Annotated in this window: 17 protein-coding genes; 10 read left to right on the forward strand and 7 right to left on the reverse strand. The window is 51.5% G+C overall.

The window, feature by feature from the left end; translation table 11 throughout:
• The first annotated feature begins 120 nt into the window (after positions 1-120).
• The 3 genes from PSAB_RS11840 to PSAB_RS11850 all read left to right on the forward strand — a co-directional run bounded on the left by PSAB_RS11840 (position 121) and on the right by PSAB_RS11850 (position 4,395).
• Positions 121-2,151: a 2-hydroxyacyl-CoA dehydratase gene (locus PSAB_RS11840; protein WP_025334795.1), complete on the forward strand. Its 2,031-nt coding sequence runs from the start codon at positions 121-123 to the stop codon at positions 2,149-2,151.
• 87 nt (positions 2,152-2,238) lie between these two features.
• Entirely contained in the window at positions 2,239-3,123 is an 885-nt protein-coding gene (locus PSAB_RS11845) for an acyl-CoA dehydratase activase (RefSeq protein WP_025334796.1), read from the forward strand.
• 51 nt (positions 3,124-3,174) lie between these two features.
• A complete protein-coding gene (locus tag PSAB_RS11850; protein ID WP_025334797.1) occupies positions 3,175-4,395 on the forward strand; it encodes a 2-hydroxyacyl-CoA dehydratase family protein in 1,221 nt (406 codons plus the stop codon).
• Positions 4,396-4,539: 144 nt separating this feature from the next.
• Here PSAB_RS11850 and PSAB_RS11855 read toward each other — a convergent pair whose 3' ends face one another.
• Positions 4,540-5,745 carry an MFS transporter gene (locus tag PSAB_RS11855; protein ID WP_025334798.1) on the reverse strand — a complete coding sequence of 402 codons (1,206 nt, stop codon included), beginning with the start codon at positions 5,743-5,745 and terminating at the stop codon, positions 4,540-4,542.
• A 151-nt stretch (positions 5,746-5,896) separates the two neighbouring features.
• Between PSAB_RS11855 and PSAB_RS11860 the strand changes: the two genes are divergently transcribed.
• The 3 genes from PSAB_RS11860 to PSAB_RS11870 all read left to right on the forward strand — a co-directional run bounded on the left by PSAB_RS11860 (position 5,897) and on the right by PSAB_RS11870 (position 9,185).
• A complete protein-coding gene (locus PSAB_RS11860) occupies positions 5,897-6,778 on the forward strand; it encodes a LysR family transcriptional regulator (RefSeq protein WP_025334799.1) in 882 nt (293 codons plus the stop codon).
• Between the two features lie 409 nt (positions 6,779-7,187).
• Complete coding sequence (locus PSAB_RS11865; RefSeq protein ID WP_025334800.1) at positions 7,188-8,198, forward strand: phosphotransferase enzyme family protein; 1,011 nt, start codon at positions 7,188-7,190, stop codon at positions 8,196-8,198.
• A 228-nt stretch (positions 8,199-8,426) separates the two neighbouring features.
• Complete coding sequence (locus PSAB_RS11870) at positions 8,427-9,185, forward strand: class I SAM-dependent methyltransferase (protein WP_025334801.1); 759 nt, start codon at positions 8,427-8,429, stop codon at positions 9,183-9,185.
• Positions 9,186-9,355: 170 nt separating this feature from the next.
• Here PSAB_RS11870 and PSAB_RS11875 read toward each other — a convergent pair whose 3' ends face one another.
• Together PSAB_RS11875 and PSAB_RS11880 are read right to left on the reverse strand one after the other, a co-directional pair.
• Positions 9,356-10,549, reverse strand: a complete 1,194-nt coding sequence (locus PSAB_RS11875; RefSeq protein WP_025334802.1) for a mannitol-1-phosphate 5-dehydrogenase — start codon at positions 10,547-10,549, stop codon at positions 9,356-9,358.
• A gap of 142 nt (positions 10,550-10,691) precedes the next feature.
• On the reverse strand, positions 10,692-11,366 hold the full coding sequence (locus PSAB_RS11880; protein ID WP_025334803.1) for an HAD family hydrolase: 675 nt from the start codon (positions 11,364-11,366) through the stop codon (positions 10,692-10,694).
• A gap of 665 nt (positions 11,367-12,031) precedes the next feature.
• Here PSAB_RS11880 and PSAB_RS11885 point away from each other — a divergent pair.
• The gene (locus PSAB_RS11885; protein ID WP_038595809.1) at positions 12,032-12,583 is read left to right on the forward strand and encodes an RBBP9/YdeN family alpha/beta hydrolase; all 552 of its coding nucleotides are present in this window, start codon (positions 12,032-12,034) and stop codon (positions 12,581-12,583) included.
• A 71-nt stretch (positions 12,584-12,654) separates the two neighbouring features.
• Here the strand turns inward: PSAB_RS11885 and PSAB_RS11890 are convergent, their stop codons facing one another.
• Positions 12,655-13,500: a sulfurtransferase gene (locus PSAB_RS11890; protein WP_025334804.1), complete on the reverse strand. Its 846-nt coding sequence runs from the start codon at positions 13,498-13,500 to the stop codon at positions 12,655-12,657.
• 131 nt (positions 13,501-13,631) lie between these two features.
• The gene (locus PSAB_RS11895; RefSeq protein ID WP_025334805.1) at positions 13,632-14,012 is read right to left on the reverse strand and encodes a PilZ domain-containing protein; all 381 of its coding nucleotides are present in this window, start codon (positions 14,010-14,012) and stop codon (positions 13,632-13,634) included.
• A gap of 300 nt (positions 14,013-14,312) precedes the next feature.
• Between PSAB_RS11895 and PSAB_RS11900 the strand changes: the two genes are divergently transcribed.
• Both PSAB_RS11900 and PSAB_RS25945 read left to right on the forward strand, forming a co-directional pair.
• Positions 14,313-15,944 (forward strand): sensor domain-containing diguanylate cyclase, encoded by a 1,632-nt coding sequence (locus PSAB_RS11900; RefSeq protein ID WP_025334806.1) that lies wholly within the window; start codon positions 14,313-14,315, stop codon positions 15,942-15,944.
• A gap of 80 nt (positions 15,945-16,024) precedes the next feature.
• A complete protein-coding gene (locus PSAB_RS25945; protein ID WP_193373921.1) occupies positions 16,025-16,129 on the forward strand; it encodes a sporulation protein YjcZ in 105 nt (34 codons plus the stop codon).
• 111 nt (positions 16,130-16,240) lie between these two features.
• Here the strand turns inward: PSAB_RS25945 and PSAB_RS11905 are convergent, their stop codons facing one another.
• Complete coding sequence (locus tag PSAB_RS11905; RefSeq protein WP_038595812.1) at positions 16,241-17,284, reverse strand: anthranilate phosphoribosyltransferase; 1,044 nt, start codon at positions 17,282-17,284, stop codon at positions 16,241-16,243.
• 13 nt (positions 17,285-17,297) lie between these two features.
• Complete coding sequence (locus tag PSAB_RS11910; RefSeq protein WP_025334807.1) at positions 17,298-17,897, reverse strand: ANTAR domain-containing response regulator; 600 nt, start codon at positions 17,895-17,897, stop codon at positions 17,298-17,300.
• 343 nt (positions 17,898-18,240) lie between these two features.
• Here PSAB_RS11910 and nirB point away from each other — a divergent pair, with 343 nt between their 5' ends.
• Positions 18,241-20,685, forward strand: a complete 2,445-nt coding sequence (gene nirB, locus PSAB_RS11915) for a nitrite reductase large subunit NirB (protein WP_038595815.1) — start codon at positions 18,241-18,243, stop codon at positions 20,683-20,685.
• The last annotated feature ends 4 nt before the right edge of the window (positions 20,686-20,689 follow it).

Genomic DNA, 20,689 nt, shown 5'->3' on the forward strand with positions numbered 1-20,689 from the left:
GGTCATGGTGCGGGCGATTCCTCCGGCAGGGAAAGACATTCACATTGATGGTGCCGATCTTCAGAAGGCAGATAGTTCGCGGTAGAAGGGTTTTCAATTTCAAAATACGAGGTGACACAAATGCGGATTCAAGATGTGGTAGATGAAAGACTGCTTGATCAAATATCGGGCGGCAGTGTGATTGGCATCGACATCGGCTCGAGAACCGGCAAAGCGGTGCTGCTGTCCGGGGGAGAGTTATATACCAGCAAGGTCTATACGGGCATCAACATGCAGGAAACGGCCGATGAGCTGCTCGAGGATTTGCTGGAACAATCGGGTCTGAAACGTTCGGATATCGATTATATCGTCGGCACCGGTTACGGCCGAATTGCCCTTAAGTATAGCGATATTTCATCCCAGATTGTCACGGAAATATCCTGCCATGCCATGGGCGCGCATTATCTAAACGCTGACGTTCGGACCATCGTGGACATCGGGGGCCAGGACTCCAAGGCGATTAGGGTTGACCCGTTGACCGGCGGTGTTGTGGAGTTCGTCATGAACGACAAATGTGCCGCAGGCACCGGCCGCTTTCTGGAGAAGGTCGCCGAAATCCTGGAGCTGTCCATTACCGAGCTTGGACAAGAAGCCGTGACGTCCGATTCGCCTTCGGAAATCAGCAGCCAATGCGTCGTCTTTGCCGAGTCTGAGGTCATTTCGCTCCGGGCGAAAGGCGAGACACGTCGGGATATCGCAGCCGGTATCCATTTCGCTTCAGCCAAGCGGGTCCGCAATCTGCTGAAGCGGGTCGGCATCGAGCCGGGGCTGATTTTCTCCGGCGGCGTTTCGAACAACGTCGGGATGAGAAAGGCACTCGAGGAGCTGTCCGGGCATCCGCTGATCGAGTCCAAGATCGACACGATCTTCGCCGGCGCTCTGGGCGCTGCCATTCATGCCCTGAATTATTCAAGGGCAGCAGTCACTTCAGCCCAGGAAACGGAGAACGTGTTCCGATTGGACCTTACCGGTCTGGAGAACCGGATCGCCGAGCGTCAGGAACAGCTTATCCTTGGAGCGGACGAGCACAAAAAAGTCGGCTACCTATGCTCCTATACGCCGCTCGAACTGATCAGCGCCGCCGGCGTTTCCCATATCCGGCTGTTCAAGGCTGGAGATACTCATACGGTAGCCAGTGGCGAGCAGATTACACAGAGCGTATTCTGCGATTTTACCAAGAGCATTCTCGGCGCCTTCAAAGAAGAAGATCCACTGTATACTTCTCTGGATAAGGTCTACACCTTCTATACCTGCGACTGCATCAAGACCGTTGGAGAAGCTATCGGGGAGTTCTTTGCGCCTGCTGACATTTATACGCTTCCCCGGATTAAGGACAAGCCGTCTTCGCGAGACTTCTACAGTTCCCAAATCCTGAGCTTCAAGGCCGATCTGGAACAGCTGTCCGGCAATATCATCACCGAAGGTGAGCTGCGTTTGCAGATTCGGCAGTACAATGAGGTGCGCAAGCTGCTGACCCAAATTTCCGAGCTGCGCAAGCGTCCGAATCCGCCGCTTACGGGCAAAGATTATCTGGATCTGGTCAAAGCCTTTTATTACTTGCCCGCCGAAGAGCTGCTTCCTCTGTACCAGGGCATTTATGATAAGCTAGCCGCGGTTCCCGTCCGCGAAGACCGGACGATCCGGCTGTTCATGGCTGGGGGCATTATCGCAGATGGCGACCGTAAGCTGCTGGAGCTTATCGAGGATGAGCTTGGCGCCAGAATCGTCGCCGAGGATCACTGCACCGGGCTGAAAATAGCCTCCGGACATATTGATGAGGAAGGCGATCCGTATCGGGCTCTGGCCGAGGGCTATATTGATCAGACCCCTTGCGCACGGATGAAGCCGCTCCAGGAGCGCGTGGAAATTTCCGGCGCGCTTGCAACCGAATATCAGGCGGACGGCGTTCTGTACGCTTATCTTAAATTCTGCCCGTGCTACGGACAAATCAAGAACGAATTTTTCCGTCACTATCAACAGCTGGGCATTCCGGTTCTTGAGCTGCCGATCGACTATTCCAAGAGCGATCAGGGTCAGCTCAAAACACGACTTGAAGCTTTTATTGAAGTGCTTAGGGAACGCAAAGGGCTGGCCGCCGTCGGCACGGCTTGATAAGCAGACCGTTCGAAAGGAACCTCGATACAATGCCGGTTTAATCGAAAATCCTTCAATTACATTTCTTAAGGGAGATGAACGTGCATGAGCGATTTGAAAGAAATCATCGACCCTGGTCTGTTGTCCACAGTAACCGGCGATATTGCGGTTGGGCTTGATTTGGGCTCCAGAACAGGAAAAGGAGTGCTTCTGGCCGGCGGCAAGCTCTACACGGCGATTACGCCAACGGGCGTGTTCATGCAGGAGACGGCCGACAAGCTATTGGACAAGCTGCTGAAGCAGTCGAGGGTGGCGCGGGAGAATATCGCATATATTGTCGGCACCGGGTATGGCCGAATAGCGCTGAACTTCGGTGTGACCGGGCACAAGATTGTGACTGAAATATCATGCCACGCCATGGGCTCGCATTATCTGAACGCCAAGGTCCGGTCCATCGTGGATATCGGCGGCCAGGATTCCAAAGCGATCCGCGTGAACCCGGCGACGGGCAAGGTAATTGAATTTATCATGAATGACAAGTGCGCCGCCGGTACCGGTCGATTTCTGGAGAAAGTTGCCCATTTGCTCGATCTGACGCTGGAGCAGCTGGGCGCCGAAGCGCTGAAAGCCGATGCTCCCGCCGATGTCAGCAGCCAATGCGTCGTTTTCGCCGAATCCGAGGTGATCTCCCTGAAAGCGAAAGGTGTATCCGCAGCGAACATTGCCGCTGGTATCCATTTGGCTACCGCGCGTCGGGTCCGCAATCTCGTCAACCGGATTGGCCTTGAACCGGACCTTGTCTTTTCGGGCGGCGTATCGAATAATCCGGGCATGACCCATGCGCTTGAAGAACTGCTCGGACATCCAATAAGCAAGGTCAAGCTTGATACGATCTTTGCGGGAGCGCTGGGGGCAGCCATATTTGCCCAGAAGGCGGCTTCCAGCACCGATGAGGAATTGGGCGATTATGCACTGCTAAAAACGAAATAATGAGTAGCTAAAAGCGAAAAAATGAATCAATTTAGTGGGAGGAAGATGATTATGTCGACGGTGCTGACAAGCGAAGCGCAGGAGCAGCTCAATCATATCCGATACAGCCGGGATACGGTTCATGCCCACTCGCCCGCGATCCAAAAGCTGTTCAATCTTGTTATTGATTATGTGGACGATGCGGAGAAAGCCGGAAAGAACGGCACGAAGGTCATCTGGGCCGGCGTACCCTGGGCGATGCCCTTGATCTATTCCGCCGGAGCCATACCGGTCGCCTTTTCGGAGGTGGGACGCATCAGCGGACAAGAGGCTATTACGGTCTCGGAGGATTATTATCAGATGCCCGCAGAAACCTGTTCCATGGTGAAAGCAACCGCGGGGGAATGGCATTTACGAAAACAGGCCGGGACCTCGATCACGCGCATCTTCGGTTCATCCTCCGGCTGTGAACCGTATAACCTGGCGTGGGAAGTGATGAAGAAGGAAGGCTTCGACGTATATACGAGCGACGTTGTCTATCGCGCTCCCGGCGTTGAAGGCGAACGTTATGAGGAACTGGTCCGATATTTTGTGGATGAAATCCATGACTTCAATGAATGGCTGACTGGAAGCCGGGAAATTGACAAGGAGAGCCTGCATCGTGAAATCGTCCGCAAGAACTATCTCATGCGCAGAATGCGGGAAATTATGGATTTGCGATTGCAGCACCCGTTCCATGTCAAAAGTCTGGGCATTATGTACCTGATGAACGGGCTTACCCATTATTTCGGCAAACCGGAGGAATACACCGAAGTATTGGATGCGCTGGTTGAGGAATTGTCCGGTCTTGAAACCGATGAAGCCGAACGCCAACGGGCGATTCCCTTAATCTGGACAGGCGGCAGCGGCCAGGAATTCGGAATTTACGAAACAATCGACGATGCAGGAGGGTCGCTGCTCGGATTTGTTAGCTCTCCTTATACAAGGGATTTTCCGGAAGATATCGATCCGGTTGAATCGGTTGCCCGCTTTCAGCTACAGAGTCAGATGGCCGGAGCCTCAATATACCGGCGCCACGTTATCGAGCAGCAGGTAGACCGGATTCAGGCGCGAGGACTTATTTTATACGGATATCTGGGCTGCTCGTTCGGAAGCGTCACCCGCGAGATTTACAGGGATTATTTCCATAATAAAGGGATTCCGAGCATTAATCTGGAAGGAACCTTCCAGGTCGGAGCCCCCAGCGGACAACTGCTGACGCGGATTAAAGCTTTTATCGAAATGCTGTCCTGATCAGATACGAGGAATTGATCGCTGATTGGAGCGTATATTATTCCGGTGTATATTGTTATGATCGTAAAAAAGGGCGTCCCGGAATTGTTCGGGAACGTCCTTTTGCGTTTCTGATTTTATGGCGAGGAGGATTGTCCCATCCGTCTACTTAAGCTGCAACCGCCGCAGGTGGATGGCTTCTCCCGCAATTGAGGTAATAAGTACGGCAGCCGCCAGCAGTGCAAACGCATAATAAATCAGGCCGCTCCAGCCCAAATGGCGGAGAAACAGGCCACCTGACCATCCAACAAGGCTCGAGCCTCCGTAATAGAAGAGCAAGTAAAGAGAGGCGGCCTGCGCTTTGTGTTTGGAATCTGCCACCAACCCTACCCAGCCGCTTGCAACCGAATGTCCGCCAAAAAAGCCGAAGGCCACCAGAGCGACTCCTACAATTTTAAGGGCCAAAACAGGAATCAGGGTCAAGAACGCCCCCAACGCAAAAATGGAGATCGCTATCGCAATAACTTGCGGGCGCGGATGACGATCGGCCAGCTTGCCAAACCAAATGGAGCTAAATGTACCGACCAAATTGACGACAAACAGAAAGCCGAAGACGGTCTGGCTTAATTCGTAAGGCTTGGCTGTCAGCGGATAGCCGATATAATCCAAAATCATGATATAGACGCCCATCAGCAAAAATCCGGTGATGAACAGCAAGAGCAGCCGCTTGTTTAGCAGATTGCCGGTTATTCCCGCCTGCCATTCTCTGAATGACCGGCGTTGAGGCTGGAAATTGCGCGCCGGAGGTAGGGATTTCCAGAAATAAAGGCTAAGCCCAAGATTGATAATTCCCAGAATCAGCAGTGCGGTATGCCAATTCAGGATGTCGGTCAAGGCTCCAATGACGATCCGCCCGGTAAATCCGCCGATGGCCGTTCCTCCGATATAGCTTCCCATAACCCTTCCGATGTCTTTGCGATGAAACTCTTCGTTGATATAGGCCATCGCAATCGAAGGAAATCCTGAGATAGAGATGCCTTCAAGGAATCTGATAACCAGAAATAAGGAAAATTGATGGCAGAAAGCGGATGCCACTGCTAGGATCGAGGTTAGCAGCAGGGATAGACTCATTAATTTTTTTCTTTCCAGAGTGCTGGATAACGCCGAAATCAAGATCAGGCCGATACCCAGACCGATCGTGGCCAGGGAAATGGAGGCTCCCGCCGTTGCTGGTGAAATATGATATTCCTTGGAAAAAAGGCTGATCAAAGGCTGCGGGCTGTACAAAACAGCGAATACAACTATGCTTCCCATCAACATGCCTGCCGAAGCCCTCCGATGGTCTGAGCTTCCGATTTCGATTACATTCATGCCTAATTCTCTCCCATTCATCAACTTGCTTGGTGATTTGTGTCTTTCTTCTTAGCCAAAGCAAGTATAAAATGAAGAGGACCTGAAAGTATAATGCATTATTTTCATTGTTTTCATATATTCTGTGTAATCGAAGTGAGGGAAACAGGCCTTGGAATGGCAGCAGCTTGAATATTTTGAAGCAACCGCGCGTTTGCAGCATATGACGCTGGCGGCACAGACACTTAACATAACACAGCCGGCTCTAAGCCGGTCCATCGCCAGACTGGAGACGGAGCTGGGTATTCCGCTGTTTGAGCGGGAGGGACGGTCGATCCGTCTTAACCGCTACGGCCAGCTTTTTCTCAGCCATGTTGAACATATTCTTGAAGAATTCCGGATGGCCAAGCGCGAAATTGACGATCTGCTGAACCCGTCACAAGGCGAGGTCTCTCTGGGGTTTCTGCATACGCTCGGCATTCACCATATCCCCGATCTGATCGGCAGGTTCCGCAGAGCGCATCCCCACACCCGGTTTCAGCTTAATCAGAGCAGCACCCAGCGCTTGCTTGAACAGCTGGCTTCAGGTGAAATTGATCTGTGCATGGCCTCACCCCAGGATGCCGACATGCGCATTCGCTGGGCCCGATTGTGGTCAGAGGAGCTGTTCATAGCGGTGCCTGCCGGACATCGGCTTGCCGGTTCGTCACTGGCAGAATTGTACGAGATTGGCCAGGAACCTTTGATCTCGTTTAAAGAAGGCTACGGGCTCCGCATTATTACCGATAAACTGCTGCATGAGTCGGGGATATCTCCAGGCATTGTTTTCGAGGGGGAAGATGTCGATACTGTCGCCGGGCTGGTCGCCGCTGGACTCGGTGTTGCCATCCTGCCCAAATACAGCGAATTGGACCATGAAGAGGTAAGCTGGGTGTCCATCGCAAACCGGTCCTGCCGCAGAGAAATCGGAATCGCATGGATGGAAGACCGTTTTTTGTCCCCTGCGGCAGAACGGTTCAGGCAGTTTGTGCTGGATTATTATTTGAAGGGGTAAAACTTAGTTTTAGCCTCTAAAGCCGCCGTCGGAATGGATAATTTGCCCGGTGATCCACTGCATTCACTTACTGATACTCAGCCCCGTAAGTTTGCTGACCGTCATACATACTCCAATGGGTAAAAAAGATATCCGCCCCCTCACGGGCGAGCGTGCTGAAGAATTGCTATGGCTGTAGAAAAGTACGATATTGAGCTAATTTCACTTGATAAATCTGGAAATATCTACGACAATAATGGTTGGGGGAAGCTACCCATGTGCCTACTGATCGGAAATCCCTACTATCGACCTAAAGGAGTGATGATGTTTGAAGACGTTTTCCATTTCAAATGAATCCGAGAGAGGTCATGATTTATAAGAATCTTTGAAATCATCGCGCCTCTCACCGGGAACGGGAGGCAGTTAAGTTATGATGTCATTAAGACACATGGTTCGGGGCTTGGAAAATGATTCTCCGGCCAATCAATTAATTGCGTTATGGGAGCATGATGCCGACACGCTGAAGTTCTGGAGAGCCAGCAGCAATTTTGTGTACATGTTCGAAAGAAACGGGGAGCGGCACTATCTCCGGTTTATTCATGAAGAGGACAACACGATCAACAATATCCGGGCTGAGCTTGATTTCATGCTATTTTTGCTCAGTCAAGGTTATCCGGCGGTTGCTCCTGTACGTTCAACAAACGGGGGCTTGATTGAAACCATTTCAACAGAAAACGGGCTTTATTACGGGGTGGTATTTAACCAGGCGAAGGGAAGGCAGATTCCGCTTGAGGAGATGTCGGACATTCATTTTGAACAATGGGGACAATCGCTTGCCGCTCTTCATCTGATTTCCGAACGATACCGGCCTCAAACGGTGGAATACAGAAGCTGGTGGGATGCGCTGAATTTTGTCTCATCGGTATTGGAGCGGTATCCCGGTGAAGCCGGACTCCGGCAAGAGCTGGAACGATTGCGGCGCGAGCTTTCTGAACTTCCAACCGGCAAAGGGCATACCGGACTCATCCATTATGATTTCGAGACGGATAATATTTTCTATGACGATGAACTTGCGCGGTATTGCGCTATTGATTTCGACGATTCCATGCATCATTGGTTCATGATGGATGTTGCCGCCGCCATTTCCGATCTGTATGAACAGGAGGGCGAAGAGGCCAGAGGGAGGATCGGGCAGTTCCTCGCCGGATACCGGTCAGTGAAGCCCCTGGATGAAAAATACACCAGCGATCCGTTCATTTTTCAGAAATTTGCCGATCTTTATACGTTCGCGCGGCTGCTTCGCAGTACCGAGGGGATGGATGATTCAAGCACGCCAAAATGGGCCCTTAGGCTGAAAGACAAGCTGATCGGTTTCTGCGACCGGATACGCGAGCGTTACCGGACTGCTTCGGAACCCGTGCTGGTTGATTCAAAAAAATGATTCGCCCCAAATCGGCTTTGCCGATCCTTGCCGCCAGAGTTTTGGCGGCTTTTTTTGATTCTCCGATGCCGCTCATAAGCGGCCGGGTTCTAAATCATAGGAATAACCAATCACATTTATACGATTTATATATTTCACTTATAAAAAGGCAGCGTTGTAATATATACATGAAAAACAGATCTTCTGTATCATGACGGGATGTTTCTGAAACAAGAAGGGAGTGCCGAGATGAAACAGCAGTGGAATACCGGAACTTATGATGCGGATATGTCGTTTGTCTCCCGCTTTGGGGAGTCGTTAATCGGGTTGTTACAGCCGAAGCCGGGAGAGCGGATTATCGATTGGGGCTGCGGGACAGGAGATTTGGCCGCGGCCATTGCCGGATACGGCGCCGAGGTTAGCGGGATTGACGCCTCCACCGAGATGATTCAGGCCGCCCGGGGCAAATATCCGGAGCTTAACTTCATCCTCGCGGATGGACAAACGTATGTAGCGGAGCAGCCAGCAGATGCTGTATTCAGCAACGCCGCGCTGCACTGGCTGAAGAATGCGGAAGGGGCTGCCGCCTCCATCGCGGGCAGTCTGCGGACGGGCGGTCGTTTTGTCGCCGAATTCGGCACGCTTGGAAATATCGCTTCGGTCGTTGCCGGGCTGCCGCGCGCTTTTGAAGCTATAGGCGCAAGTGACAGGCTTCAGCTTCCTTGGTATTTCCCAAGTATCGGGCAGTACACAACGCTGCTGGAGCGGCATGGACTTACGGTAGACTTCGCCCACTGTTTTGGCCGTCCGACACCACTTGAGGGTGGGGAGCAGGGCTTCCGCCAGTGGGTTAACACTTTTGCCAATGGAGTCTTAAGTGTACTTTCTCCTTCGGAAAGGGAGGCGGTCCTGAAACACTTGGAGCACGAACTGAAACCGTCGCTTTATCGCAGCGGAAGTTGGGAGATGGATTACCGCCGTATTCGGGTGGTAGCGCGCAAGCTGTAATTTGGTGTTCCGGCATACCGCCGCTCCCGTTTCAAATCCGGCTTAACGTAATTCCGGCACGACAAGCGGACAGTGAAGCTCTAACGTGTACAATAGTTCTTCTGGAAAAGCAAAGAGGCTGCCATATGCAGCCTCCTTGTGATCCAAGGTCCTCCTCCTGGTGGTCCGTCCTACAGTTGACTTAAAACGTCGGGCTGATCCTCGGAACGGTGTGAAGAGAAACATTCGTTATATTTGTCAGCAATACGGCTGTGCAGTGGATGGGAGTCCGGAATTCCCAAGTGATGTTCGATTACATTGCCGATTCCATGCTCGCGTATGGAGTTTTGGAGTTTGACGGCTTCCGGATCCTTTACGAAATCGAATACCAGAGCTGCGGCAATCGCCGCGACTAGATGGTCGGTTTTGAGTCCCATCTTGTGTGCCTGGATAGCGGGACGAACGAGTCGATCGTTCGGAGACAGTTTGCGAAGCGGAGATCTGCCCACACGGGTGATTTTGTCAGTAAAATGGGGATTTGTAAAACGTTTAATCATTTTTTCAATATAAAGTTCATGCTTCTTACTATCCAGATTGTATTTTTGCGTCAGCATAGCGCCGGTTTCATGCAGGACCCCACGGACCTGCTTCAGCACTTTCGGATTGGCAATGGCCTCTTGGATCGTAGAGTACCCTTCCAAGTATCCAAAATAAGCTGCAGCGCAGTGGCCGGTATTCACGGTGAACAACTTGCGTTCAATATATGGGTCAAGGGAATCGACATAACGGACGCCTTTGATTTTGGTGAACCCATCCAGCATGCCGGCCTTGTGGATGACCCATTCGCAGAAAGGCTCAACCATCACCTTCAGCGGGTCTTTATGCTGCTGGATCGGCACGATCCGGTCAACCATCGTATTCGGAAAGGCAACAAGCTCATCGGCCTGCTTGCGTTCCGACGGCTTAAGAAGAGGGTAGACCAGCTTTTTCAAGCGCTGGCTGCCTCCAATGCCGTTCTCACAGGCGATGATATGGAGCGGCTCCGGACGCTTTTTCTTCTTGAACCTCAGCTTAATACCTCTGGCAACGGATTCGGCAATATCCTTAAGCGCCGACATCCCGATGGCGGTGGTGACAAGATCCGCTTCAGCGATGGATTCCGCGACTTCATCAACATCTTTGATGCTTACGGCTGTAACATTTTTAACAAGCTCGGTATCGCGGGATTCATTGGCGAGCGTGACAGGGTACTGTCCGCGCTCCTGAAGCAGGGAAATCTTCTTCTCATTACGGGCGACAAAAACAATCTCATAGTCGGATTCAGCTAAGATCGGTCCAATAAAGCCCCGGCCGATATTACCAGCTCCGAAGTGTACGGCTTTCAAAAGTGCATTCCTCCTTAATTTATCTGTCGGCAGATGAGATACAACATGATGATAAGGTTCATCAATATCGATCCATTTGAAGTAAGTCTCTGCCAGCTAGGTATTTGGGGACGGACTGAGGCAATTAGTCAGCCTGTTTGGTTTAGCTCATTTGAGTAGTTTCGAAAAGACGGGTGGTCAGATGATCGAAGTCGAGGTCGGTAAAGCACGCAACTCTATAAAGCGAAGGGTCGAAGTCCAGCAGGCTTGTGATTTTATTCGGACTTATAATGCAGTGCATGCCTGCGGCCAATGCGGCCTTGGAACCGTTCGGCGAGTCCTCGATTGCGATAGCTTCATCCGGTTTGACACCCAGACAATCCAACGCCTGTAGATACAATTCAGGGTCGGGCTTGACGTTCTTTACATGATCGGCTGTACGAATACAATCGAAATATTCACGAAGCCCGAGCTGCTTCAAGTATTTTTCAACCCATGCGGTTGAAGAACTTGTCGCAAGTCCGATCTTAAGTCCCGCGGCTTTGGCGGAATCCAGATAATGCTTGATGCCCAGCCGCATTTCTTCGGCTTCCATGAGCTCGGAATGGCGCTGCTGAACGGCCTTCCGGAATTCCTCCCGGTCAATAGGAAGGCTCAAATCGGTCATCAGATACTCATACGGGTTAAAATTACATAAGCTCGTTCCAATACATTGGGAGTACTGCTTCACAGAAAGCTCTACGCCGTGCTGCTCGTATGCTTCCCGAAAAGCGGCATACCATGCGGATTCTGTGTCGATAATCGTACCGTCGAAGTCAAATACCAATGCTTTAATCATGAATGTTTGCTCTCCCTTCAGTTAGATAATTTTCATGCTTGAGTCTGAAATATTCATGAAAAAGATTGAAAGCTTAGCGCTTTTCTCTGAAAAAAGCGTAACACATCTCAAAACCCAGGGTCAAACCGGGAAGGCCGGAAAACTTCAAAAAACGCTGTATGATAGCGATTTCATTTAGTGTTAAAATAAAATAAATAAGTTGCTGTCCGGGTAATGATTTTTCTAAGAAGATAGCGCTATCATTCTCCGCATACAAAACTGACAGAGGCGGCTGAAAGCGTTGAGGGAAGCGGAGTTCAGGCCGATGGTGCCTTCGCGGCAAGGGAATCGGCGGCAGAAGAGCATGGAGCCGAATATTGAAGCTCAAACTTCCGGTAATGTCTGGATTTCGCCCATTTTTAATAAATTTTTATTGAATGGTGCAAAATCACTTGAAAACAAGGCATAAATTACGCGACAGTGTAAGGTTCGTTGCGGGTTTTAGGGGCAGAAATTGATCGAAAATTAGGTGAGTTTACTCTATTAAAAGTGCTTGTTCGCATACAAGTGAGGTTTTATAATCTAAACGTTTAGTAAATTTTGTAGAAATCCAATCTTTATTATTGTGCGGATTAATCGAAGGAGTGGAAGATATGGCGGAACAACAAAGCTGAAAGCGAGTCTACATTATTCACGGCTATAGGGCAACACCCGGTAACCATTGGTTTCCTTGGCTAAAAGATAAGTTAACGGCAATCGGAGTGGATGTTGAAATTATCGCAATGCCAACTCCGCAAACACCGAAGCTCGACGAGTGGCTTAACCAGTTGGCACAAGCAGCCAAAGATATGGATTCCGATACCTATTTTGTCGCTCACAGTTTGGGCTGTATAACATTGCTGCGTTTTCTGCTGAGGCAAACTTCTTCTCAGCCAATCGGCGGCCTCGTACTTGTATCCGGATTTGCTCAATCATTGCCGACCTTGCCGATATTGGATGAATTTGTCGAAAAGCCACTTGATTATGATCAACTGATACAGTTGGCCAGCCGGCGTACCGGTATTGCGGCTAAGGACGATCCCATTGTACCGTATGCCTTCAGCAAAGAACTAATGGAGCACATAGAGGGCGATTTTTTTGAAGTGGACAAGGGAGGCCATTTTTTGGAAGGTGACGGTTTTACCGCTTTGCCGATTGTGTTTGATGTGCTAGTTGATATGATGGAACTGGAAAAATAACCGGTTAGCTCAAACTGAGCAGATGCAAAAGCCCGCGTCAATCGCGGGCTTCTCTGTGTTGCTATGAAATTCTATTCTATTCCCGTTGCCACCGCATTCTCCTCATAGCTGATCCAGTCGCTCCAGCTTCCCGGATACAGCCTTACCTTGTCAAATCCGGCCCGCTTAAGAGCCAGCACGTTCGGGCAGGCGCTGACGCCGGAGCCGCAGTAGACAATGACTTCGCGTCCAGGATCAACATCGGCAAAATGCTGCTTCAGCGCTTCTGCGTCTTTCCATCGGCCTTGGTCGTCAAGGACGTCCTTCCAGAACCGGTTGATCGCACCCGGGATATGACCAGCCTTGGAGTCGATCGGCTCTTCAAGACCTTCATAACGCCTTGGCTCCCGAGAGTCGATCAGCAGGGGAGAGGACGCTCCCCCTTCCTGTGAAATTGTACGGACTTCATCTATTCCGGCCAGCATTTCGGGGTGGACCTCCGGTTCATAGAGCGTTGGAATACGGACTGGCTGGCTGTCGCTCACAGGGAAATTTGCCGTTTTCCATGCCGAGTAGCCTTCATCCATGACATACACTTTCTCATGCCCGACATAACGCAGCATCCACCAAAGCCTGGAAGCGTATGCGCCTCCCTGATCATCGTAAGCGACGACGATGCTGTCCCGGCTGATTCCCGCTTGGCCAAGTACAGCAGCAATTTCGTGGGGCTCCGGAAGCGGATGGCGCCCGCCATGCTTGCCGACAGGAGCGGACAGCTGCTCTTCCAGATGCAAATATACGGCTCCCGGAATGTGATCCTTCAGGTAGGCGCTGCGACCCGCTTCGGGTTCAGACAGCAGAAAACGGCAATCCGCGATCACAAGCTCAGGCTCGTACAGCCGGGCCAGCAGCCAGCGGGGAGAAACGACGGTATCCATCAATTATACCTTCCTCCTAATTTTTCTAGTATTTAAAGTCTATTATATCGAATAAAGAAGCATACACAAAGAGAATAGGGCCGCAAACATTTAGGCACCCACAAAAAAAGACGGGCAGCCCCGTCTTTCTTCTAAACGCCTTCACCGCCTGAAGACATCGTCCATATATCGAGCTCGTGCATGAGAATATCTTCTTCTTCATCCGTCAAATCGAGCCTGATTCCGTACTGATATTCGCCAAGACCGTACATCCAGCCCCAGCGTACGCTTCCATTGAACTGAAGCAGGGTTTCATTTAATTGAAAATAAATTATAAGCCGGGTATCCCCGGCTGTAAACCGGAGATTCAAAGAGCTGCGAACCTTGCAGCCTGAGCGGCTGAGGTCGAGCAGTACACCTGCGGTACGCTTGCCGGTACCGGGACCGGTATTACGGGCCGGCACTTCCAGCCAGCAATCGATCGGTTGATTCATCACAAAACGGAATGGTTCTTTTCTGCTGGAAGCACCCATAAATTCCCTCCGCTCATTTATTCACTATTATATCGGAATGAAGCGCTTTGGACAATCTGCCGGGAGGATAAATTGTAAAAAAATTAAAGGAACAGACGGTTGATATCGCAGCTACAGGCAACGTTCACTGGAACATGTCAGTCTTCCTGTTGAAAGCGCTCTATTTAATAATGCGCATCTACATAAAATTGGTCGACCAACCGATAAATATACTAAAAACATAGATCATGCGTTTTTACGCCGTTGCCATTCTGCACGATATACTATACGGACGGGCGACGGGGAGGGAGGAAAGAACGGGTGTCAATCCATTTGCGGACTTTGTTTGCAGGCGCGTTTGCTGTTGTTATTATTTTGCTGACGGCTCTGCTCAGTTTATTGATCGGCAAAGAATCATCGAAGACCGCGGAGGTTACCATAGGCAGATCGCTGGCGGAAGTCGCTTACCAGATGTCTTATAGTTTGGATCATTTTATGTGGGCGCGTTCTGAGGAAGTGGAGGTTCTGAGCAAGCTTAAAGCGTTCCAGGAGCCTGTCGACAAGAAGGAAATTGGGGGATTATTAAACCAGCTGAAAGAAAATCTCCCAGTATTTACCTGGGTCGGATATATGGATGCAAAAGGCAATGTTCTGTCGGCAACGGATAACATTTTGGTCGGAAGCAACATTAAGGATCGGCCGGTTTTCAAATTCGGGATCGATGCTCCTTTTATCGGAGATGTCCATGATGCCAAGCTGCTCGCCAAACTGCTGCCCAATCCGGGCGGAGAGCCGCTGCAATTCGTCGATATCGGCGTTCCTGTAATGGACGCAAGCGGTAGAGCGGTGGGCGTCCTGGCTGCACATCTCAGCTGGGAATGGTCCCGTCAGGTGGAGTCGTCGATTCTCACGCCGCTCAAGGAAAATATGAAGGGCGTGCAGGTCTTCGTTGTCAGCAAAAATGACAATACGATTGTGCTCGGACCGTCCAGCCAGGTGGGCAAGCCGATGAAGGACGCGGCGCTGACAGAGGCCCGTCAGGGCAAAAGCTCATGGCTCGTCAATAAGTCAGATGGCGGACAAGCCTATTTGACAGGTTACGCACACGGAGACGGATACATGGATTATCCCGGTCTTGGCTGGTCCGTCATCATCCGCCAACCGGCGGAAATTGCCTTTGCTTCCGTACACCGGCTGCAAAATTATATCGCTCTCTCCGGCCTCGCCGTTGCCGTTCTGTTCGGCATTGCAGGCTGGTTTATCGCCGGGTGGATTGCCCGCCCGCTTCAGCTTATTGCGGAGAAAGCCGATCTCCTCAGTACCGGAAAAGAGGCGGAGATTCCGAAATTTAACCGGATCAAGGATTTGTCCATCCTCTCCGTTTCTCTGCGAAATCTGGTCCAGAACTTGAGCCAAACCGAGACGGAGCTGAGTTATATGTCGGATATTGCACGGCATGATGCGCTGACCGGCTTGCCTAACCGGATGGCGCTGGACGATTATTTGGCCCATGCAGTCAACAAGGCGAAGCAGAACCGCTCTACTCTCAGCTTTCTGTATCTGGATTTGGACGGCTTCAAGAAGGTGAACGATACGCTCGGACACGCAGCCGGAGACAAGCTGCTGCAAGAGGTCGCCTTCCGTCTGCTTGAATCGACCCGGGACAATGAGATGGTCACCCGTATCGGGGGAGACGAATTCGTGGTGATCCTGCACACTTCGGCAGCAAAGCCGATGCAGGAAGCCGAGGTCGTAGCCAAGCGTATTATCGACAAAATCAATCAGCCTTTCCTGATCGGTGGGGAAATCGTGCAGGTCGGCTGCAGCGTCGGCGCCGCGGTCTGGAGTCCCGAAACCCAGGACACAAGCGAAATTTTGCGATTGGCTGACGACGCGCTTTATATTTCCAAACGGAGCGGCAAGAACCGGATTACATTTGAAACAGCGGTTTAATGCTGGGATAAACACCCAATCGATTCAAGGGGCTGCGGAATAGGATATGTCGTACGCTATTTTGAAGGAGGAATTTTCGAATGGGTGAAGCTCCAGGCTGCGGCTGCGGAATCGGAACATCGACAGGAACAATTCTGGTATTGTTTATCCTGCTTGTCATTATTACTCGGACTTTTATGTATTAGGAACGGCTGATAACTGAATAGGTACGTATAGAAAAAGCGCCTTTCCCCGGCATTCTAGGGAAAGGCGCTTGCTGCGTATGAATGAGGGCGTTTGATCCGGTCTTCCGCAGATTAGACTTGATGTGTAACAGGCGGCTCACTGAGCAGCGCATTCTTCCATGCATTATAGCTGTCCCAAGCCTTGCCGCCATCCAGCAGATCCTTGCAGGTGTACACACCCTCCTCAATGGAACCGACACGGCCAGCCAAATGCAGTCTGACGGCCCCGTTGAGGAGGACCTGATTGTAAAAGGCGATGTGGCCGCCGCCCTGCAGCACGGCTTCAGCCGTTGTCAGCTGCAGGCGGGCATCCCAGACAAGTTCCGGAACGGGAGTATCCAATCCGAGCGCTTCGGGATCAATAATATCAAGACCCGCCGCGCCGTTCTCCACCTTGTATACCCGTGTCGGGCGGTCGATATAAAGGTCTTCCGAGCCTTCAGTCCCTTGTATGATCATGGCTTTCCGGTATCCGAGTTTAATCATGAGCCGCGCGAGACGGTCAAAGACCGTATTGTGATAGATTCCGAACACGATGAAAGGCGAGCAGGAGTAATCCAGCAGCTTCTCGGTCGTATTAAAAATGGTCCGCATCCCGATTTCCTCGCGGATTCCCCGGATTTTACCGAACGGAGGGCACCACTCTTCGGAGCTTGCATATAGCACACCGCTGCGGCGGGCCGCGTGAATGGAGCTATAGCGGGAAAGAGCGGAGAGCGGGATGTCCGCCTCCAGAATAATGTCCTGCAGGGTGATCCCCCATTTCGGAGGGAGCGGAGCGGAACCGTGCAGGGTCACCGGCAGACCCGCCGCGGCGAGCAGGAAAGCGGTCGGAAAGGTCGCCGCAAAGGACCGGATTCGTCCGTCATAAGGTCCTGCGCAGTCCAGGCCCTCCTGGACCTGCTCGCGGCGCGTGAACTTTCGGCTGACGGATACGAATGCCTCCAATTCCTCTATACTTTCAAGCTTGATCCGTTCGGCTACAAGGAACGCTCCAATCTGCGCCGGTGTGGCGGACTGATTAAGAATCGCTTCTGCGGCGGCGGCAGCTTCTCCGAAGTCTAAATCCCGGGCGCCCCGTTTGCCTCTGGCAACTTCTTTAAGTAGGTTAATCATGTTCGGTGCCCCCTTACTTTTGATCCTGAAGCATCTGGTATACCTTGACGATTGAAGTTGCGACATCCACCATCCGTTTGCGTTCGTTCATCGCTTGCTTGCGCAGAAGATCGTACGCTTCGGATTCGGGGATGTTTTTGGCCTTGGAGAGAATCCCCTTCGCCATTTCGATCCATTTTCTTTCTTCGAGCCGGGAGAGCAGCTGCTCCTTTTCCTTCATCCACTGCTTCCGTTCGAAGCACTGTTTGGCGCCAAAGTGAAGGCTCCAATGAATCTCTTGCGGCAGCATGGACGGGCAGAGGATACCGTCAGTCAAAATATTGTCCTCGCATGCGGATACAGAGAGCGTTGCGGTCTCATCCGTACACCACCACATGACGGGGGCAGTCTTGCGGGACATCAAAAGATCCGCCCAGCATTTGAATTCCGTAATCGGAATACAAAGGATGGAGGCGTCGACGTCCGCAATTAGCTTGACGGCTTCTTCCCGAGAAGCGGCCACTTCAACAATATAGCCGCAGGACCTGAGAATAACCTCCGGTTTGGACTGGGCATCGGTCTTGCCAGGGTGTTTCCCGGCCAGCCCGCTATAGACAACCAACAGGGAATGCATAGTCGGACGCCCCTTTTTTTAAACTTGGAAGAAATTAGGTTTGGTAATGCTTGACAGTCGCCTTATAAATCGTACGATTATCTATCAATGTTATTTTATATAACACAAAGTGCGCCTAAATGTCGATATTTTTAATAATTAAAAATTAATATGTTAAATTTATTGACGTTTAAAAAACGGTGTTGTATAGTCGATTTAACAAATTCAATCTTTTGCGGATACAAAGGCGTATCTGAGAAAAAGCGGCAATGGCGCCTGCTTTCATGTCTGATTCGAGTGATGCTTTCTCTCGTACGGGCTTGAAGCGGGCTTTTTGTGTTCCCCAAGGAGAGGAGAGAGATACATGATAAAATCATCACGTAAAAAACTGGTGCTTGTAGGCAATGGCATGGCGGGTGTGCGGGCAATCGAGCATCTGCTCAAGCTGGCTCCCGATACTTATGAAATAACGATCTTTGGCGCCGAGCCGCATCCGAACTACAATCGGATTATGCTGTCCTCCGTTTTGGCAGGGGGAACCGATTTATCCGAAATCGTTATTAACGATTATGAATGGTATAAGAATCATAATATCACTCTGTATACAGGACACAAAATCGAGAGTATCGATACGGAGAACAAAGTTGTCCGTTCCGACCTCGGGGTGGAGGCGGCTTATGACGAGCTGATTCTCGCTACCGGTTCTGATCCGTTTATGCTCCCGCTTCCGGGAGCGGACAAGGAGGGCGTTATCGCTTTCCGCGATATCAAAGACTGTCAAATCATGATGGAAACTGCAAAGTCCTATAAAAAAGCCGTTGTAATCGGCGGAGGACTGCTTGGCCTGGAAGCGGCCCGTGGCCTGCTGCATCTGGGAATGGACGTCTCCGTTGTCCATATTTCCGAATATATAATGGAAAGGCAGCTCGACAGGGAAGCATCGGTCATGCTGCAGAAGGAGCTGGAAGCCCAGGGCATGAAGTTCCTGCTGACCAAGCAGTCGGAAGCCATTCTCGGCAAAAAGCGGGTCAAAAGCCTGCTCTTCGCGGACGGCAGCACGGCGGAAGCCGATCTGATCGTGATGGCGGTCGGAATCCGGCCCAATACCGCGCTTGCGAAAAAGAGCGGCATAACCGTTAACCGCGGTATTGTCGTCAACGACTATATGGAAACGAATATTCCGGGCGTTTATGCCATTGGGGAATGCGCGGAGCACCGGGGCATCGCTTACGGTCTTGTCGCACCGCTGTATGAGCAGGGTGCCGTACTTGCCAAAAAGCTGGCAGGTGTCGAAACGCAAGGCTATGAAGGATCGGTCACCTCGACCAAGCTTAAAGTGTCGGGCGTGGATGTATTCTCCGGTGGACAATACGAGGAGCCGGCCGGATCGCGGGCGCTCCGCTATCAGGATGAAATCGGCGGAGTATACAAGAAGCTCGTTATCCGTGAAGACAAGCTCATCGGCGCGGTGTTGTTCGGCGATACAGCGGACGGAGCGCAGCTGTTCTCTCTAATTAAGAGCGGCGAATCGATTCAGGGCAAAGAAAGAGCATTGCTGCTTGGCCTGCTGGATGACGCGGTGAAATCTTCTCCGACGGCCCGCCTCGAAGCAATGGCGGATGATGAAATCATCTGCGGATGCAACGGCGTATCCAAGGGAGCCATCGCAGAAGCCATTACAAGCGGCGGCTGCACAAGTGTAGGGCAGATCAAGGCCTGCACGAAAGCGTCGGCTTCCTGCGGAGGCTGCAAGCCATTGGTAGAAGGGCTGCTGGAGCTGTATGCGGGCGATGCTGCGGTCAAGGTCAAGGAAGGCATTTGCGGCTGTACCACGCTTAGCCGGGACGAAATCGTTGCGGAAATCAAGCGAATGGAGCTCAAGAGTGTCAAGGAAGTCATGAATGTGCTGGAATGGAACAATGAGGAGGGCTGCTCGAAATGCCGTCCTTCCCTGAACTATTATCTCGGCATGCTGTGGCCGGAAGAATATGTGGATGAGAAAGAATCCCGGATCACGAATGAACGCTTTCACGCAAACATTCAGAAGGACGGAACGTACTCCGTCGTTCCCCGGATCTACGGCGGCGTCACTTCCCCGGCTGAGCTGAAGAAGATTGCCGAGGTTGCAGAGAAATTCGACGTTCCGTTGGTGAAGTTCACGGGAGGCCAACGGCTTGACCTGCTCGGCATCAAAAAAGAGGACCTGCCGAAAATCTGGGAAGAGCTTGACATGCCTTCGGGACATGCATACGGCAAAACGCTGCGTACGGTCAAGACCTGCGTCGGATCGACCTTCTGCCGGTTTGGCACCCAGGACTCTATTGCGATGGGCATCCGTCTGGAGAAGGAATTTGAGCGGCTGAATACGCCGGCCAAGGTCAAGCTTGCCGTCTCCGGCTGTCCGCGAAACTGTGCGGAAGCGACGATCAAGGATTTTGGCGTTGTCGCAATAGACGGAGGCTGGGAGCTGCATGTCGGCGGCAACGGCGGCGTGCATGTCCGGGCGACGGATCTGCTCTGCGTAGTGAAGACAGAGGATGAGGTTGTCGAGTGGGCAAGCGCGTTCCTTCAATATTACCGTGAAAATGCCGGCTGGAACGAAAGAACCTCGACTTGGGTGGAGCGTGTCGGGCTGGACAGCATCAAGAAGGCGCTTGAGGAAAGAGAAGAGCGGCTTGCGCTGCAGGAAAGAATCCAGACAGCGCTCAGCGTGACCACCGATCCGTGGAAGGAGATCGTATCTAACAAAAAGCTTCGCAAAAATTTCGAGCCGATCTCTCGGACCGAGACGGTATACCAGGAGGGCTAACGGA

Source organism: Paenibacillus sabinae T27 (assembly GCF_000612505.1).
Classification (GTDB): Bacteria; Bacillota; Bacilli; order Paenibacillales; family Paenibacillaceae; genus Paenibacillus_AQ; species Paenibacillus_AQ sabinae.